The sequence below is a fragment of the Williamsia sp. M5A3_1d genome (genome assembly GCF_053345315.1).
Map to the genome: position 1 here is coordinate 1,038,003 of NZ_JBKEZX010000001.1, position 17,438 is coordinate 1,055,440.

Genomic DNA, 17,438 nt, shown 5'->3' on the forward strand with positions numbered 1-17,438 from the left:
GCCGGGTGACCAGTCGGGGCCCCGACGACCAGCGTGATCACGGGCGCGACGTCGAACCGATCGAGGGACGCCCGTGGATCTCGCGGGTGTCGACGCCGTCGAGTGGGGTGCGACGGCTGATCGCCGTGATCGGCGCGCTGGCGATCATCGGGATCGCCGTGCCGCTGTTCCTCTCGCTGTTCACCGGCGGGGACGCGCCGGACGAGAAGGCGGCACCCTCGTCGTCGGCGCCGGTGAGCACGGTCGCGCGGTCGGCCGAGCCGATGTATTCGAGTCCGGGGGAGTGCATCTCGCTGTCGCAGACACCGGCGGGCATCGTCCCGGCGAAAGTCGACTGCGGTGCACAGCAGTTCACCTTCATCGTCGCGACGGCGCTGCAGTCGGCCGACGGGAGCTGCGGCGAGGGCCAGTACTCGCAGCTCACCCAGCCCGGCTTCGGCAAGCTCTGCATCCTGCCGAACTTCACCGCGGGTCAGTGCTATTCTATCCCCGGCCCCACGGGCACACTCGCCGAGTTCCGTCGAACCTCCTGCGCCGCGCCCGGGAGCATCCGCGTGGCCGGTAGAGCTGCAGCCGCGACCATCACCTGCGAGGGCGGACAGGTCATCTCGTTCCAGCGCCCAACACCACTGAGCTACTGCCTGACCCGCGCGGGCTGACTGTGCGGAAACGTTCGCCGAGTGTGCGTGCGCCGACCGTGCCACAAAGTGTTGTCGAGCGTGCCACTCCGAACGCACACCTGGCCTCCGTACGGAGCACGCTCGATGTCACTTTGTGGCACGGTCGGCGGAAAGTCGACGTCACCTGGCCTGACTTCGAGCTGTATCCCGCTGCTTGATGGGTGGTCGCGTTCTACCGCCGCTGAGTGTGCGGAAAGCCGTCGTCGAATGTGCGTTGTTCGCGTCTCGGCTCACGACGCGCTGTGAGCACATTCGACTCGGCTTTCCACACACTCAGCCGTACGTCTGGCTGTAACCCTGCGTTCGTCTGTCGGGGGAAGGATTCGAGGGTGTCAGTCTCACGTCGTTCGTTCCTGCGTTCCTCCGCCGCTGCGGGCCTGGTGATCCCCGCCGCCGGTCTCCTCGCTCCTCGGGCCGGCGCCGCTCCGGCACTGATCCGCGCGCGGCCGACGCTCACCCACGGCATCGCCTCGGGCGACCCCCGGCCCGACGGCGCGCTGATCTGGGCGCGGTCGGACACCCCCGCGCGGATGATCGTCGAGACGTCGCTGTTCGAGAACTTCGCCTTCGCGCGCCGCTTCGTGGGCCCGATGGTCACGCCCGCCACCGACGGCACCGGTCGCGTCCGCGTCACCGGGCACCCCGCCGGGGCGACGATCCACTACCGCGTCACCCTCGAATCCGACCGCGGCACCAGATCGCAGCCACTCACCGGCACCTTCCGCACGGCGCCGGTGCTGCCCGGGGCGATCACGATCAACTGGTCCGGCGACGTCGTCGGGCAGGGCTGGGGCATCAACGAGGCCATCGGCGGTCTCCACGGGTTCTCGACGCTGGCCGACCGCCACGCCGACCTCTTCATCCATTCCGGCGACACCGTCTACGCCGACGGCCCGCTGAAGGAGACCGTCACCCTCGACGACGGCCGCGTGTGGCGCAACGTGGTCACCGACGCCAAATCCGATGTGGCGCAGACCCTGGATCAGTTCCGCGGCAACCACAGCTACAACATGTCCGACACCAACTACCGCCGATTCGCCGCCTCGACCACCCAGCTGGTGCAGTGGGATGACCACGAGACGTTCAACAACTGGTTCCCCGGCGAGATCGTCGCCAACCCGGCGTACACGCAGGAGAAGCGCGCCGACGTCCTCTCGCGTCGCGCACTGCAGGCGTTCCACGAATGGCAGCCCGTCACCCCGGTGGACGCCGTCGACGGCCGCGTCTACCGCAAGGTGTCCTACGGCCCGCTGCTCGACATCTTCATCCTCGACATGCGTAGCTACAAGGACTCGAACTCGAACGCCCGCAACACCTCCGGACACATCCTCGGGGCGCGGCAGGCGAAGTGGCTCACCGACGGACTGAACTCGTCACGCGCGGTGTGGAAGATCGTCGCCAACGACCTGCCGCTCGGCATCGTCGTCCCCGACACCACCTACGGCGACAAGAACGGCATCGAGGCCGTCGCCCAGGGCGACAACGGCAGACCACTCGGACGCGAAACCGAACTGGCGCAGATCCTCTCGCGGACGAAGAAGGTGCGCAACGTGGTGTGGCTGACCGCCGACGTGCACTACACCGCCGCCAACCGTTACGACCCTGCGCGCGCGGCCTACCCCGACTTCCACCCGTTCTGGGAGTTCGTCTCCGGTCCGCTGCACGCCGGTGCGTTCCCGGCGGGCAAGCTCGACGCCACCTTCGGCGTCGACCAGGTGTTCGTGCATGCGCCGACGACCGCGAACGTCTCACCGATCACCACGGAGTTCCAGCATTTCGGCGAGGTGCGTATCGACGGTGTCGGCGCCACCATGACCGTCGACCTCTGCGACACCAGCGGCCGGGTGCTGCACCGCACCGATATCCGCCGGGAGTAGCGCGGAGCCGGGGTAGATTGCTTCGAAAGCCACCGCGGCGGATGCCTGCGGCGGATACCGAAGCAGGGAGCCATGGGACGCAACCGGCGCAACGCCGATTTCGGGTCGAGAATCCTGGGCTCGGTGAACGACAGCCCGCGTACACAGCGCATCCGGATCCAGATCCTGCTCACCGGATCCATCGTCGTCTCCAACACGATCGGCGCGATCATGGCCGCGGTGCTGGCCAGTGTCGGCATCCCCGAGCCGTCGGTGTTCGAGGCGAAGTTCTGGTGGGTCAACTTCATCGCCCTGCCGATCTACGTCCTCGCCGCACTGTTCTTCGGCGTCGTCATCGGCACCACGCTCATCGTGCGGCAGCTGCGGTGGGCGATCAAAGACCGTGAGCCCACCCGTAAAGAGGCCCGCCGGGCGCGTCGCACCCCGTGGAAGCTGACCGCTCTGCAGGCGTCGTTCTGGATCGGCGCGATCATCATGTTCACGATCTGTTATGGCGTGCTCGACCCGGCCCTGATCCCGAAGATCTTCTTCGTCGTCGGACTGTCCGGCACGGTGGTGTGCGCCATCTCGTACCTGCTCAGCGAGTTCTCGTTGCGGCCCATCGCCGCGCAGGTCATCAACGCCGACGTGAAGCTGCGCCGCAAGCGCAGTGCCCTGCGTACCCGCGCGTTGATCTCGTGGTCGGTCGGCTCGGGTATCCCCATCGTCGGGATCTTCCTCGTCACCGGGTTCTCGCTGTTCCGACCCGAGACCGACAAGGTCGACATCTTCACCGGCGTCACCGTGCTCGTCGCGACCGCACTGTTCACCGGGTTGCTGCTCACCGTCCTCAACACCTCGCACGTCGTCGCCCCGATCCGCAGTGTGCGCGCGGGCATGAAGAAGGTCAGCGACGGCAAGACCGACGTGGAGGTCGTCATCTTCGACGGCACCGAGCTCGGTGAGCTGCAGGCGGGTTTCAACTCGATGGTCACCGGGCTGCGGGAACGCGAGCGCCTGCAGGACCTGTTCGGCCGCCACGTCGGACGCGACGTCGCCGAGGCGGCACTCACCAGCGACCCCGAACTCGGCGGCACCGAGCGCACCGTGGCGGTCGTCTTCGTCGACGTCATCGGCTCCACCACGTTGGCGTCGGAGCGGTCGCCGTCGGAGGTCGTCTCGATCCTCAACCGGTTCTTCGCGGTGATCGTGCAGGAGGTCGAGGAACGCAGCGGGCTGGTGAACAAATTCGAGGGCGACGCCGTCCTCGCCGTGTTCGGCGCGCCCATCGACCTCGACGACTGCGCCGGTGCGGCCCTGGCGGCGAGCCGCGCGATCTCGCAGCGCCTGGCGCAGGAGGTGCCCGAACTGAGCGCAGGCATCGGCGTCAGCTACGGCCCGGTGGTGGCCGGGAACGTCGGCGCCATCCAGCGTTTCGAGTACACCGTCATCGGTGACGCCGTGAACGAGTCGGCCCGACTGAGTGAACTCGCCAAGCGCGACCCGACCCGACCACTGGCGTCCGAGCGCGCGGTGCGGGCGGCCGACGCCGAGTCGGGGCACTGGGACGCGCAGGAGTCGGTGAGCCTGCGCGGCCGCACCGAGGAGACACTCGTCTACGTTGCGACACCGCCGGCCACGCCGGACAACGGTACGACGTCCGACACGGGCAAGAAGGACGACGACATCGACTCCGACACAACGGCATCAGTCTGAATTTGTGATGCTCTCCGGTCACCACGCCGGGGGGTCGGTGGTGGCCTAGATTCGAGATCGATGATCACCAGAGAAGATGCGTTGGGCGCCGACGCGCGGTTGTCGTGGGTACTCGCAGCCGTTGCCGGGATGATCGGGGCGGCAGCGTTTCTCGATTCCGACGGTTACTTCGTCACGTTCATGACGGGTAACACCGAGCGTGCCGCGCTGCAGGGGTTCGAGACGACCCGCGAGCGGGGTGTGATCGGGCCCACGGCTCTCAATGCGGGGTTCATCATCATCGCGTTCGTGGCGGGGGTCTTCGTCGCGATGTACTGCCGGCGCCGGTTCTGGAACAACCACCCGCACGGCACCACGGTGCTCACCACGATCGGACTGTTCGTCGCGGGTATGACCGACCTCGTGCTCAGTGGGTTCAAGGAGAACAACGTCACCTACTGGCCGATCATCATCGTGGCGTTCTCCGTGGGAGCGCTCAACGCCGCGTTCGTGAAGAACGGCGAGGTCTCCATCCCGCTCAGCTACGTGACCGGAACCCTCGTGAAACTCGGTCAGGGGATGGAGCGTCACTTCCGCGGCGGCGGCACCGTGTACGACTGGCTCGGCTACGCCCTTCTCTACGCCGGGTTCATCGTGGGCGCGGTGTTCGGCGGCATCGTCGGGACCATCATCGACAGCGGCTACCTGCTGTTCGGGGCGGCTGCCCTGTGTGGCGCCGCGACCCTGGTGACCTTCTTCCACACCGATCGCAAGACACTTCTCGGCTGAGACGTCCGACGCGCCGGATCATTCGCGCTTGGACGCCCGATCCGACAGGCCCTCGGCCAGGTCGAGCTGGTGCAGGACGCGGCGCAGCACCTCGTCGTCGATACGTCCGGCGTCGCGTTCGGAGATGAACACCTCCCGCTGGATTTGGAGCAGTTCGGTGCGGATGCGGTTGAACATCACCGTCGGGCTCTCGCCGAGCTCCTCCTCGCCCCGGCCGAGTTCCTCCCACGCGAGGTTCTTCCGCGACCGGATCCACCGCCGCAGGATCTCGACCTGCTCACCCATGGCGTCGTTCTCGGGCATCTCGGCGGCGAGTTCGTCCAGACGAGCGCCGGCCGCTCGTCCGGCCCGATCCTGTGCCGCGGCCAGCGACAACAGATCGGTGCGCCGCTCGTCGCTGCTGACACCGAGCACTCGGATCAACAACGGCAGGGTGGTGCCCTGCAGCAGCAGCGTGCCGACCACCACCACGAAGGTGAGGAAGATGATCTCGTCGCGGGCGGGGAACGCGGCGCCGCTGTCGGTGGTCAGCGGGATCGCGAACGCCGCGGCCAGGCTCACCACCCCGCGCATGCCCGACCACGCGATGACGAACACCGAACCCGGTGACGGCGCGGGTTCTCGTTCGCGGATACGCCGTGAGAACAGCCGCGGCAGATACGTCGCCGGGAACATCCACACGATGCGCACCACGATCACCGTCGCCAGCACGGCCACCGACGTCCAGATGATCACCCCGACCGATCGGCCACGGAGGCCGTCGAGCACCTCGGGGAGCTGCAATCCGATCAGCAGGAACACGAACGACTCGAGCATCACGTCGATCGAGCGCCACACCGCAGCGTCCTGCAGCCTCGTCGCGTAGCCCTCGCGGGCCGACCGCTGAGCGAGGTACAGACCCACCACGACCACGGCGATGACGCCCGAGGCGTGCACCTCCTCGGCCACGAAATAGGTGGCGAACGGGATCACGATGCCGAGCGCGGTCTCCATCGGCGGGTCGGTGAGCCACAGGCGGATCTTCGACACCACCACACCGAGCAGCAGCCCCACCACCACGCCGCCGATCGCGGCCTCGGCGAACAGCAGGATCCCGCCCCAGGCGCTGGTGGTGGCGCCGACCGCGGCCCCCAGGGCCAGTCGGTACGCGGTGAGTGCGGTGGCGTCGTTGAGGAGGCTCTCGCCACCGAGCAGGGTGGTCATGCGGCGGGGGAGACCGAGGCGACGACCGATCGCCGTCGCCGACACCGCGTCGGGCGGGGCGACCACCGCACCGAGCACGAGCGCGGCGGCCAGGGGGAGCTGCGGCAGCGACCAGTACGCGACGAAACCCACCACCACGGCACTGACCAGCGGCAGCGCGACCGCGAGCAGTCCCACCGCGCGCACGTTGCGGCGCAGCGCGACATACGAACTGTCCTGGGCCGCCGAATACAGCAGCGGCGGAAGGATGATGAACAGCACCACGTCGGGATCGAGTTCGACGGTCGGGAGGCCCGGGATCCAGCTGATCCCGAGACCGACGAGGACCAGCACGAGCGGCGAGGCGAGGCGGTAGCGGCGGGCCAGGGCCGCGACCGCCAGCGCCGCCACCACGACGACGAGGATCGAGGCATCCATGAGGGCTGACAGTATCGGTTCGCCGGGATCTTCTCGCCCTGACCTCGGTTCGGTGACCAGGTGGCCGAATGGTCGCCGGATACGGGACACTGTGCAGGTGCGATCCATACGACGATCGGTGATGCACCGACTGATCGGCCCGTCCGACGTGGCCGCTCGTGACCAGAAGCCGGACGTTCCCGAGCCGGGGGCGTGCGCTGATCTCCTGGCGACATCGCCCGATCCCACCGACGACCCCGTGCGTGGCCGCGCCGACCAATGCGAGGGGTGCGAGGCCGAGGGTGTCGAACACTGGGCCCATCTGCGTCGCTGCCTGACCTGCGGATACATCGGGTGTTGCGACTCCAGCCCCCGCAAACACGCGACCGCACACCACAAGAGCTCGCAGCATCCCGTGATGCGCTCGGCCGAGCCCGGTGAGACGTGGCGCTGGTGCTACGTGCACGCCGAGCTCGGCTAGAGCCGGCCCGAGAAACGAGAAACCCATGACCTCCCCCGGCCCGCGACCCACCCCGCGCCCAGTTCCGCCGCCGCGCCCACCGGTGTCGCGGCCCCCGGCCGGCGTGCCGCCCACCGGTCGCGGCCCTGTGCCGCCCCGTCCCGGTCCGGGTGTCCCGCCGTCGACGATCGGACCCGTGCCCGCCGGTTCGCCGCGGATCGGTACGCCGCTGTCGCCCTCGGCGACACGGGTGATGCTGCTCGGCGCGGGTGAGCTCGGCAAAGAGGTCGTGATCGCGTTCCAACGACTCGGTGTCGAGGTGATCGCCGTCGACCGCTATCACAACGCGCCCGGTCACCAGGTCGCCCATCACGGCTTCGTGATGGACATGACCGACCACGACGCGCTGCTCGGCCTCATCATCGACCAGCGCCCCGACTACGTGGTGCCCGAGATCGAGGCCATCGCGACCAGCGCTCTCGAGGAGGCCGAACGTCGGGGGATCACCGAGGTGATCCCGACCGCCCGTGCGACCTCGCTGACCATGAACCGCGAGGGCATCCGGCGTCTGGCCGACTCCGAGCTGGGCCTGCCGACGTCGGCGTATGCCTTCGCCGACTCGCTCGAGCAGCTGACCGTCGCCGCCGACCGTGTCGGGTACCCGTGTCTGGTGAAGCCGACGATGTCGTCGTCGGGCAAGGGCCAGTCGATGCTGCGCGGGCCCGAGGATCTCGCCTCGGCGTGGGAGACGGCGGCGTCGGGTGCGCGCGTGGCCGGTGGCCGCGTGATCGTGGAGGGTTTCGTCGATTTCGACTACGAGATCACACTGCTCACCGTCCGCGCGGTCGACCCGGCGACCGGCACCCTCACCACCCACTTCTGCGCCCCCATCGGGCACCGTCAGGAACGTGGCGACTACGTGGAGAGCTGGCAGCCGCAACCGATGAGCCCGGTGGCACACGGTGCCGCGATGTCGATCGCGGCGCGCATCGTGACGGCCCTGGGCGACGGAAAGCTCGGCGGCCGAGGCATCTTCGGCGTCGAGATGTTCGTCAAGGGCGACGACGTCTACTTCTCCGAGGTGAGCCCTCGCCCGCACGACACCGGTCTGGTGACATTGGCGACGCAGCGTCTGTCGGAGTTCGAGATGCACGCTCGCGCCATCCTCGGTCTGCCCGTCGACGTCACCCTCGCCAGCCCGGGTGCATCGGCCGTGATCTACGGCGGCCGCGACGAGGCGGCGATCGGATTCGAGAACGTCGCTGCGGCACTGACGATCCCCGAGACCGACATCCGCCTGTTCGGCAAGCCCGAGAGCTACGTGCGGCGGCGGATGGGTGTGGTGGTGGCCACGGCCGACGACGTCGCCGGCGCCCGGCGTCGTGCGAAAGACGCTGCGGCACTGGTGCGCCCGGTCAGCACCCTGCCCGCCCGCCCATCGATCCCCGATGCCCCGGCGACCACCGCCCTGCCCGTGCGGGCGACGCCGCAGCCACCCGTCCCCACCGGTCCACCCACCGATCGTCTGCCCGCACCGCCCACGCCGGACGTCCCCGGGGTGGCGTCGGTCGGTCGCGACGCCCTGGCACCGGGCGCGGACGCAGCCCGGTCCGGGGTCGACGTACCCACCGAGCGCAGCCCGCTCGCGCGACCCGACGACGAGTTCGACACGTCCACGGGGGAGACGCCGGGGGAGCGGTCGGCGACCACCCAACTGTTCGACACCGCGGCCGAGGCCCGCGAACCGGCGGAGAAGTAGATGCCCGTCGCCGGTGAGGTGATCGTCGCGCTGGTGATCGCCGTCGGCCTCGTCGGCACGGTGATCCCGATGCTGCCCGGGCCGTCGCTCGTCGGTCTGGCGATCGTGGTGTGGGCGGCGTTCGAGGGTGGATGGGCCTGGGCCGTCGCCGGTGTCGCGGTGGCGCTGATCGTGGCCGCCGCGATCGTGAAGTACCTCGTCGCGGGATCGTCGATGAAGAAGTCGGGGATCTCCAACCGCACCATCATGATCGGCGGTCTCGTCGGCATCGTCGGGTTCTTCGTCATCCCGGTGATCGGGCTACCCATCGGTTTCCTCGCCGGCGCGTTCGCCGCCGAATGGGCTCCGGCCCGCAGCGTCACCGCCGGGCGTCGTGGCGCGATCGCCGCGGCGCGCGCCGCGCTGGTCGCCATCGGGATCGAGCTCACCGCATCGCTGTTCGCCGCCGGTGGCTGGCTCGCCGGCGCGATCGCGCTCTGACCCGCCAGTTGGGCCGTCGTTTCCCTCAGTTGGGCCCTCGTCTCCCGCAGTTGAGCCCTTGTCTCCCGCAGTTGGGCCCTTGTTTGCGCGAGTTGGGCCGTTGTACGTGCCGGTTGGCTGCGGACGGCACCACGATGCGGACCGTCCCGTGTCAGCTGCCGGTGTCGGCCCACCCGACGGCAACGAAGGCCCAACTGGCAGCAACGTCGGCCCAGCTGGCCGGAACGACGGCCCAACTGGCGGGAACGTCGGCCCAACTGGCGATGTCAGTCGGCGTGCGGACGCCCCAGGGGAACGATGAGTGGGCCGCCCGACACCGGGTCGGTGAGGACCATCGAACGCAGCCCGAACGCGGCCTCGAGCAGGTCGGGCGTCACGACGTCGGTGGGCGCCCCCTCGGTGAGGACGGCCCCGTCGCACATCACGATCAGCCGATCGCTGTAGCGGGCGGCGAGATTGAGATCGTGCAGCACCATCACGATGGTCTTCCCGTGCTCGGCGCAGAGCGCGTGCACGAGGTCGAGCACGTCGACGGCGTGCGCGAGGTCGAGAAACGTCGTCGGCTCGTCGAGCAGCAGCAGATCGGTCTCCTGTGCGAGGGTGAGGGCGATCCACACCCGCTGTCGCTGCCCACCCGACAGCGCCGAGACGGGGCGGTCGGCGAGGGTGTCGGTGCCGGTCATCGCCATCGCCGTCGCGACGGCCTTCTCGTCGTCGGCCGACCACTGTCGGTACCAGCTCTGATGCGGATGTCGTCCGCGCGCAACGAGATCGACCACCGTGAGGCCCTCGGGGGCGATGGGGTTCTGCGGCAGCAGGCCGAGCGTGCGGGCGACGTCGCGCGGCTTCTGACCGGCGATGTCGGTGCCGTCGAGCAGCACGGTCCCCGACTGTGGACGCAGCAGACGGGCCAGCGATCGCAGCAGCGTCGATTTGCCGCAGCCGTTCGGACCGACGACCGTGGTGACCTTGCCGTCGGGGATGGCGACGTCGAGATCGGCGATGACGGGCTCGGCGTCGTATCCGACGGTGAGGCCGTCAGCGGACAGCCGCGTGGAGGTGGGCGGCGAGTCGGGGGTCAGGGCATCGGTCGTCATGCGGACGCCTTTCGCGAGACGGCGATCATCAGGTAGATCAGGAACGGGCCGCCGATGCCCGCGGTCACGACACCCACCGACAGACCGGCGGGTAACAGGCTGCGGCACAACAGGTCCGAGCCGACGACGAGGACACCGCCGACGATGCCGGAGATGATCGGCGGGGGCGCCGGCGCGGCGCAGAGCCGCAGCGCGATCTGCGGTGCGAGCAACGCGACGAACGCGATGGGGCCGGCGGCGGACACCGTGATGGCGGCGACGCCGACGGCCACCACGAGCGCGACGGCGGTGACGCCGGAGGTGCGCACCCCCAGACCTCGAGCGAGGTCCTCGCCGAGCCCGAGTACGCCACTCCCGCGTCGGACGGCGGTGACCGCGACCAGCGCGGCGACGAGCGTGACGGTCAGCGTGGTGACCGAGGCCCAGGTGGCATCGGAGACCGACCCGATGAGCCATCGTTGGGCGCGGCCGACATCGTTGATGCGCGCGCGGGTGAGGCCGAAGGCGACGAGCGCCTGAAAGACCCACGTGAGTGCGACACCGACGAGGACGAGCCGGAACGCGTCGATGCCGCCGCGCCATGCGAGCAGGTACATCAGCAGCGCGCCGACACCGGCGCCGATGAGCGCGGAGATCGGGGTCCCGACGTCGGCGAACCATGATCCCCAGCCCGATCCGAACGCGATGCCGAACACCGCGGCGGCGCTGGCGCCGGCGGTGATGCCCAGGACGTCGGGGGTGGCCAGCGGGTTGCGGGCGATGGTCTGGGTGAGCGCCCCCGACAACCCCAGCCCGACACCGACGAGCAACGCCACCAGCGCGCGGGGCAGACCGACGTCGAAGACGATGACGTTCTCGACGCGGGTGCCGCCGCCGAGCAGGATGCGCCCGACATCGATCGCCGACAACGGGTAGTCGCCCACACCGATGCCCGCGGCGAACAGCAGCAGCGCCAGCGCGGTCGTCACGACACCGACGATCACCAGGCGTGGGGCCACGAGGAACGACAGCGAGCCGATGCGCACCACACCGCGTCGGCGGATGGTCACCGGTGCGGATGTGGGTGCCGAGGTCGATGCGGGTTGGCTGCGGGTCTCGGTCATACGGCCACCAGACGTCGCGAACGGACCAGTTTGATGAGCATCGGCGCGCCCACCACCGCGAGCACGATGCCGACCTGGATCTCGGCCGGGCGCGCGATGACCCGCCCGATCACATCGGAGGAGACGAGCAGGATCGCGCCCAGCACAGCCGAATACGGCACTATCCACCGATAGTCGGGCCCCACCACGGCGCGAGCGAGATGCGGCACCACGAGGCCGAGGAAGACGATCGGGCCGCACGCGGCGGTGGCGGCACCGGCGAGGAGGGTGATCGCTGCGATGCCGATGATGCGCACGGTCACGATGCGCGAACCCAGCGACCTCGACATGTCGTCACCGAGGCTCAGCACATTCAGGAAGAACCCACTGCCGATCGCGAGCACCAGGCCGACGGCGATGAACGGTGTGGCCGCGGCGATGACGTCGCTGCCACGACCCACCACCGATCCCACGTTCCAGAAACGCCAGGCCTCGAGCGACGCGGTGTCGGTGAGGACGATCGCGGAGGTGATGGCCAGCAACATCGCCGACAGTCCGGTGCCCGCGAGCACCAGGGTCAACGGCGAGGCACCCCGTGTGAGCGCCGAGGTCCCGAACACGAGACCGGAGGCGATCATCGCCCCGAGGAGTCCGAAGCCCATGTACTCGATGGGTGCGGTGATCCCCAGGAGATAGACGCCGGCGACGACGGCGCAGGCGGCGCCCGCATTCACGCCGAGAAGACCGGGGTCGGCGAGCGGGTTGCGGGTGTGCGCCTGGGCCAGCGCGCCGGCCGCGCCGATCGCGAGTCCCACCACGATCCCCAGGACGGTGCGCGGGATGCGGAGGTCACGCACGATGCCGACGACGTCGGCGGGGGCCGATGTCGGTGAGAACAGGGCGTCGAAGACGGTGACCGGGGACAGGGCGCGGGAACCGATCGCGATCGAGGCGATCGACAGCACGGCGAGCAGTCCCACGAAGGCCAACAGCACGGTCAGGTCGCGACCGCGCTTCGCGCGTGGGGACACCACGACCGCCGGACCCCCTCGACCACATCGATTGTCAGTATGGCAAGGATAGCCTAAGTCGACCCGGCCTCTTCGCGGTCCCCGCGGAAGAGGGTTCGATAACCAAAGCGCAACATTTGGTAACCGAATGCGGCGATGTGGCGATGAACACAGCAGCCTGGCAGTGAACTGTCAGCAGCGACCGGTCGAGGAGACCAGCCGGTCGTTCACACACCGCCTGCCTCGACGAGCGGGCCACGCCGAAAGTGGGAACGATGAAGAACACACGAAAGAACGCACAGCGCGCAGCGGCCACGGTCCTGGCGGCCGCCGCCATCGGCACCGCGGGCATCGTCGCGGCCGCTCCCGCAGGCGCGGTCGCACCGCCGGAGCTGCGCATCACCGGCGCCGTCTACTGCGACCGCACCGAGTTCGTCCCGACGCTGGTCCGCACCATGACCGCCCGCAACGTCGGCGGCGTCACCATGCGCAACACCACGCTGCAGGAGATCAACGGTCAGCGTCGCTTCTCCCCGGCCCTCAAGCCCGGCGAGACCCTCAACATCACCACCAAGCAGCGCGGGTGCTTCCCGTCGTCGATCGCCGGCTACACGATCTCCGACATCCGCGAGAACGTGTTCGACAACTTCGGCTACTGGACGAACTGAGTCTCGGCACACGCGTTCGCACCACGACACGCACGACGGCGGTGATCCCCTCGGGGGTCACCGCCGTTCTCGTACCCCAGTTGGGTACGTGACCACCGCAGTTGGGCAGCTGGTGTGCGTGTCAGGTGAGGTATCGCGCGACGACGGCGGCGCGTGCCCGCATCGCCGCGGCGTCGTCGGGACGGTCGAGTGCATCGAACTGGGCTGCCGCCGAGAGGCTCTCGTCCAACTCCGCTCGCAGCACCGACCGCAGCTCGTCCTCGTCGAGGTCGAGACGGTCTATCTCGGTCGACCCCACACCCACGCCGCCCGTGGGCGCAGGGAGCGATGCGGAGCCGTCGTCGAGCGTCGGCGCCTGCGCGTTGTCGATGGCTGCGATGGCCGAACGCAAGGCGGCGACGGCTGTGCGGTCTCCGGCCGCGAGCGCGGAACGCAGGTCGTGTCGAAGTGCGGATCGCATGACCGGTGACGCTAGCGGTCCGATGAGGCCCCGCGACAGCGATTTTCGGCGACTCCGGCACAGGCAGATGCCCAACTGCGGTCGTTACGTGCCCACTGGTGGAAACGTCGGCCCAACCGGTGGAAACGACGGCCCAACCGGTGGAAACGACGGCCCAACTGGTGGAAACGTCGGCCCAACTGGCGGTGTGGGGGCTAGACCTTGTCGGGTTCGGCGGCGGCGAGCATGTCCTCGCGCTCGACGACCTTGATGCGTTCGCGGCCTTCGGCTTCGCCGAGTTTGCGCTCGTGCTCGTCGAGGCGGTACCAGCCGTCCCAGGTGGTGAACGGCACGTTGCGCGACTCCAACAGCTCCACGACCGATGCCTCGGTGGGGCTCGTCGGGCTGTTGAGGGCACCGGCCTTCATGTCGTCGAGGATGCACTCCACGGTCTCGTTCGCATCACCCTTGGTGTGCCCGATCAGGCCGATCGGTCCGCGCTTGACCCAGCCGGTCGTGTACAGCCCGGTGAGGTGTTCGCCCTCGTCGAAGATGCGCCCCGACTCGTTCGGGATGACGCCGGCCTGGTCGTCGAACGGGATGGCGGGCAGGTTGTCCGACAGGTAACCGACCGCGCGGTAGACCGCCCCGATCTCCCAGTCGGTGTACTTCCCGGTGGGCTTGACGTTGCCGGTGCCGTCGAGTTCGGTGCGCTCGGTCCGCAGTCCGACGACCTTGCCGTCGGCGCCGAGGATCTCCACCGGCGATTCGAAGAAGTGCAGGAACAGCTTGTGCGGGCGGTCGCCGGGCTCGCGGATCGCGTAGTTCTCGATGATCGTGGCGACCTGATCGGTGATCTTCGAGCCGCGGCGGGCGACGGCGGAACCCTCGTCGTAGTCGATGTCCTCGGGGTCGACGATGACCTCGATGTTCGGCGAATGATCGAGCTCCTTGAGCTCGAGTGGGGTGAACTTCGCCTGTGCCGGGCCGCGACGCCCGAACACGTGGACCTCGACCGCCTTGTTGGCCTTGAGGCCGGAGTAGACGTTCGGCGGGATCTCGGTCGGCAGCAGCTCGTCACCGGTCTTGGCCAGCACGCGCGCGACGTCGAGGGCGACGTTGCCGACGCCGATCACGGCGACCTTCTCGGCGTCGAGCGGCCAGGTGCGGGAGAAGTCGGGGTGGCCGTCGTACCAGGCGACGAACTGCGCGGCGCCGTAGGAGCCGTCGAGGTCGATGCCGGGGATGCCCATCGCGCGGTCGTCGGTGGCGCCGGTGGAGAAGATCACCGCGTCGTAGAAGCTGCGCAGGTCGTCGAGGGTGATGTCGGTGCCGTAGTCGACGTTGCCCAGCAGCCGGACCTGCGGCTTGTCGAGCACCTTGTGCAGGGCGGTGATGATGCCCTTGATCCGGGGATGATCGGGCGCGACGCCGTAGCGGATCAACCCGAAGGGCGCCGGCATCCGCTCGAAGAGGTCGATCGACACGCCACGTTCACCGGCGGTGTCGGATTTCATCAGCGCGTCGGCCGCGTAGATCCCGGCGGGTCCGGCGCCGACGATGGCGACTCGCAACGGACGTGTGTCTGCGCTCATGATTCGGGCTTACCTTCTGTTCGGTCTTCGACGGCGATGTTCGACGCGAGAATCTCCCACCACGGTAGGCGTCGGCCCGCGTCCGGCGCTAATCACTCCAGGTGCCGGTCACCCGGGTGGTCGGTGGGTCAGCTCGCGAGCTGCGGAACCAGCTTCTGCAGCACCCACGGGATGGTGAGGACCGTCGGCACCGACATCGCGCTGCCGGTCACCTGGTCGAGGAACACCACGTCGCCGCGCTTCACCACGTCGAGGTTCATGAACGCCGGGTTGGCGCGCAGGGCGTCGCTGGCGCCCTGCCAGTCGACGACCACGAGCTTGTCGAGCCCGCCGAGCAGCCCGAGGTTCTCGTCGGAGATCGATCCGTAGAAGCCGTTGGTGATGCTGGGCTCCAGCGAGGCGGGGAAGGTCAGTCCGAGGTTGGTGAGCATCTGGCCGCGGCCGTCGCCGGGGCTGTAGATGCTCAGGCCCCCGCCGGCCGACCCGATGACCACGGCTCCGGTGCGTCCGGCGAGTTGCGGGTTCGCAGCCTTGGCGTCGGCGAAGCGCTTCTGGGTGTCAGCGATGAGCTTCGCGGTCTCGGCGGGCTTGCCCACGGCCCTGCCGATCTCGGTGGTCGACGCCGTCCACGGCACCGTCCAGTCCTGGTACTGCTCGGGCCGCACCACGGTCGGTGCGACCTTCGCGAGGTTGTCGTACTGCGCCCGCGTGACGGAGTTGTTCACCGCGAGGATGAGGTCGGGGTCGGTGGCCAGCGCCTTCGGGATGGACGAGGAGAGGTCCTGCGAGCCCTGCCCGAGGACGACCGGCTCCTTGCCCTCCAGCATCTTCTCGTTCCACGGCGCGATCACGGTCTTCTCGGTGGGGTCGGAGAACGGCACCATCGTGGTCGGGGTGATCCCCAGCGCCAGCAGGGTGTCGCCGTCACCGGGGCCCAGCGTCGCGATGCGGGCGGCGGTGGCGTCGATGGTGGTGTCGCCGTAGCGGTGGTCGATCGTCACCGGCAGCGCATTGGGCTCGGCGGCGACCGAGCTGCTCGAGGCGGCCGAGTCGTCCGGCGCCGAGCAGGCACCGAGCCCGACGGCCAGGCCGATGGCGGTGACCGTGGCGACGATCGGGGTGAGCACGCGGCGATGCGACATCGATTCTCCTAAGGATAGCCTCACCTCCACAGTGGCAGGCGCGCCCGTTCCGGGCAAATCCGCCCCTCGCGCGGCGTCGATAGGATCGCTGCCATGGCCTCGACCGACACCCCCTCGCCGTCCCTCGATCCCGGCGCGTCCGACGACCCCGGGTGGAAGGCGGCGTGGCCGTTCCTCGTGGCCGTCGTGATCGTTGTCCTCGCGGTGGGGACCATCGCGCTGTTCCACGTGATCAAGCCCGGTTCCGAGCGCCTCACCGAGAGCGCCAAGGTGACCAGGGCGATCAACGACTACTACACGGCGAAGAACGCGGTGAACTACGACCAGTTCCGCAACCTCAGCTGCCCCGCCGACCTGCTGCAACCCTCGTTCCCGACCGCCGAGGCCTTCGAGAAGGCCGGCCAGGCGTCGCGCAGCGAGCACGGGAACATCACCATCACCGACATCACCGACACCGCGGTCACGGGCTCCTCGGCGACGGCCAACATGAAGTGGCGCTACACGAAGAACCCGAAGGATGCAGTGCTGCCGATCACGCTGGTGAAGGCGAGTGAGGACTGGAAGGTCTGCGGCACGAAGGGACCGTGACCCGACCGTCCGGTCCGAGGTCGGTGCCCGGATGCGCCGGGGGTGCGGCGTGTGCAACGCTTCTCCGGTGAGCTATGCAGGAGATCTGACCCCCCAGCAGGCCTGGGACATCCTCCGTTCCGACGCCGACGCGGTGCTCGTCGACGTCCGGACCCGCGCCGAGTGGTCCTACGTGGGCATCCCCGAGCTGTCCGAGATCGGCAAGCAGGTCGTGCTGATCGAGTGGGTCGGCTTCCCCGACGGACAGCGCAACCCGCACTTCGTCGAGCAGTTGCGTGATGCCGGCGTGACCGACGACCAGCAGGTGCTGTTCCTGTGCCGGTCGGGTCAGCGCTCGGTCGGCGCCGCCGAGGCCGCGACCGCCGACGGGATCGCGCAGGCCTACAACATCTCCGAGGGCTTCGAGGGCGGTCTGGGTCCCGACGGGCAGCGTGGCGTCGTGGGCTGGAAGGCGCAGGGTCTGCCGTGGCGCCAGTCGTGAACCCACGAGTCGTGACAG

Annotated in this window: 17 protein-coding genes; 10 read left to right on the plus strand and 7 right to left on the minus strand. The window is 69.0% G+C overall.

The genetic code is table 11. The annotated features are described in order from the left end of the window. Positions 1-5: 5 nt before the first annotated feature. The 4 genes from ACLBW1_RS04785 (at position 6) to ACLBW1_RS04800 (ending at position 5,020) form a co-directional block, all read left to right on the plus strand. A complete protein-coding gene (locus ACLBW1_RS04785) occupies positions 6-659 on the plus strand; it encodes a hypothetical protein (protein WP_447810393.1) in 654 nt (217 codons plus the stop codon). 374 nt (positions 660-1,033) lie between these two features. Continuing rightward, positions 1,034-2,557 (plus strand): alkaline phosphatase D family protein, encoded by a 1,524-nt coding sequence (locus tag ACLBW1_RS04790; protein ID WP_447811143.1) that lies wholly within the window; start codon positions 1,034-1,036, stop codon positions 2,555-2,557. A 72-nt stretch (positions 2,558-2,629) separates the two neighbouring features. After that, complete coding sequence (locus ACLBW1_RS04795) at positions 2,630-4,252, plus strand: adenylate/guanylate cyclase domain-containing protein (protein WP_447810395.1); 1,623 nt, start codon at positions 2,630-2,632, stop codon at positions 4,250-4,252. Between the two features lie 60 nt (positions 4,253-4,312). Then, positions 4,313-5,020 carry a YoaK family protein gene (locus tag ACLBW1_RS04800; RefSeq protein ID WP_447810397.1) on the plus strand — a complete coding sequence of 236 codons (708 nt, stop codon included), beginning with the start codon at positions 4,313-4,315 and terminating at the stop codon, positions 5,018-5,020. Positions 5,021-5,038: 18 nt separating this feature from the next. Here the strand turns inward: ACLBW1_RS04800 and ACLBW1_RS04805 are convergent, their stop codons facing one another. After that, positions 5,039-6,640, minus strand: a complete 1,602-nt coding sequence (locus tag ACLBW1_RS04805) for a Na+/H+ antiporter (RefSeq protein ID WP_447810399.1) — start codon at positions 6,638-6,640, stop codon at positions 5,039-5,041. 121 nt (positions 6,641-6,761) lie between these two features. Here ACLBW1_RS04805 and ACLBW1_RS04810 point away from each other — a divergent pair, with 121 nt between their 5' ends. The 3 genes from ACLBW1_RS04810 to ACLBW1_RS04820 are packed head-to-tail and all read left to right on the plus strand — an operon-like array spanning position 6,762 to position 9,318. Further along, on the plus strand, positions 6,762-7,100 hold the full coding sequence (locus tag ACLBW1_RS04810) for a UBP-type zinc finger domain-containing protein (RefSeq protein ID WP_447811144.1): 339 nt from the start codon (positions 6,762-6,764) through the stop codon (positions 7,098-7,100). Positions 7,101-7,125: 25 nt separating this feature from the next. Next, positions 7,126-8,838, plus strand: coding sequence for a formate-dependent phosphoribosylglycinamide formyltransferase (gene purT / locus ACLBW1_RS04815; RefSeq protein WP_447810401.1), 1,713 nt, complete (start codon positions 7,126-7,128; stop codon positions 8,836-8,838). After that, positions 8,839-9,318, plus strand: a complete 480-nt coding sequence (locus ACLBW1_RS04820) for a DUF456 domain-containing protein (RefSeq protein ID WP_447810403.1) — start codon at positions 8,839-8,841, stop codon at positions 9,316-9,318. 266 nt (positions 9,319-9,584) lie between these two features. Here ACLBW1_RS04820 and ACLBW1_RS04825 read toward each other — a convergent pair whose 3' ends face one another. Genes ACLBW1_RS04825 through ACLBW1_RS04835 form a run of 3 tightly spaced genes read right to left on the minus strand, consistent with a single transcriptional unit; the run spans position 9,585 to position 12,531 of the window. After that, positions 9,585-10,415, minus strand: coding sequence for an ABC transporter ATP-binding protein (locus ACLBW1_RS04825; RefSeq protein WP_447810405.1), 831 nt, complete (start codon positions 10,413-10,415; stop codon positions 9,585-9,587). After that, entirely contained in the window at positions 10,412-11,518 is a 1,107-nt protein-coding gene (locus ACLBW1_RS04830) for a FecCD family ABC transporter permease (RefSeq protein ID WP_447810407.1), read from the minus strand. The genes ACLBW1_RS04825 and ACLBW1_RS04830 overlap by 4 nt, the downstream gene beginning before the upstream one ends. Next, complete coding sequence (locus tag ACLBW1_RS04835; RefSeq protein WP_447810408.1) at positions 11,515-12,531, minus strand: FecCD family ABC transporter permease; 1,017 nt, start codon at positions 12,529-12,531, stop codon at positions 11,515-11,517. Before ACLBW1_RS04835 ends, ACLBW1_RS04830 begins: the two co-directional genes overlap by 4 nt. Positions 12,532-12,782: 251 nt before the next feature. Here ACLBW1_RS04835 and ACLBW1_RS04840 point away from each other — a divergent pair, with 251 nt between their 5' ends. Continuing rightward, complete coding sequence (locus tag ACLBW1_RS04840; RefSeq protein ID WP_447810409.1) at positions 12,783-13,175, plus strand: hypothetical protein; 393 nt, start codon at positions 12,783-12,785, stop codon at positions 13,173-13,175. A gap of 121 nt (positions 13,176-13,296) precedes the next feature. On the opposite strand, the gene ACLBW1_RS04845 is transcribed toward ACLBW1_RS04840, so the two are convergent. From ACLBW1_RS04845 to ACLBW1_RS04855, 3 genes are all read right to left on the minus strand, one after another. Continuing rightward, positions 13,297-13,635: a glutamyl-tRNA amidotransferase gene (locus ACLBW1_RS04845; RefSeq protein ID WP_447810410.1), complete on the minus strand. Its 339-nt coding sequence runs from the start codon at positions 13,633-13,635 to the stop codon at positions 13,297-13,299. A gap of 194 nt (positions 13,636-13,829) precedes the next feature. Beyond that, positions 13,830-15,209, minus strand: a complete 1,380-nt coding sequence (locus tag ACLBW1_RS04850) for an FAD-dependent oxidoreductase (protein WP_447810412.1) — start codon at positions 15,207-15,209, stop codon at positions 13,830-13,832. A gap of 128 nt (positions 15,210-15,337) precedes the next feature. After that, positions 15,338-16,351: an ABC transporter substrate-binding protein gene (locus tag ACLBW1_RS04855; protein ID WP_447810413.1), complete on the minus strand. Its 1,014-nt coding sequence runs from the start codon at positions 16,349-16,351 to the stop codon at positions 15,338-15,340. A 93-nt stretch (positions 16,352-16,444) separates the two neighbouring features. Between ACLBW1_RS04855 and ACLBW1_RS04860 the strand changes: the two genes are divergently transcribed. Then, positions 16,445-16,939 (plus strand): Rv0361 family membrane protein, encoded by a 495-nt coding sequence (locus tag ACLBW1_RS04860; RefSeq protein WP_447810414.1) that lies wholly within the window; start codon positions 16,445-16,447, stop codon positions 16,937-16,939. A 67-nt stretch (positions 16,940-17,006) separates the two neighbouring features. Next, on the plus strand, positions 17,007-17,420 hold the full coding sequence (locus tag ACLBW1_RS04865) for a rhodanese-like domain-containing protein (protein WP_447810415.1): 414 nt from the start codon (positions 17,007-17,009) through the stop codon (positions 17,418-17,420). The last annotated feature ends 18 nt before the right edge of the window (positions 17,421-17,438 follow it).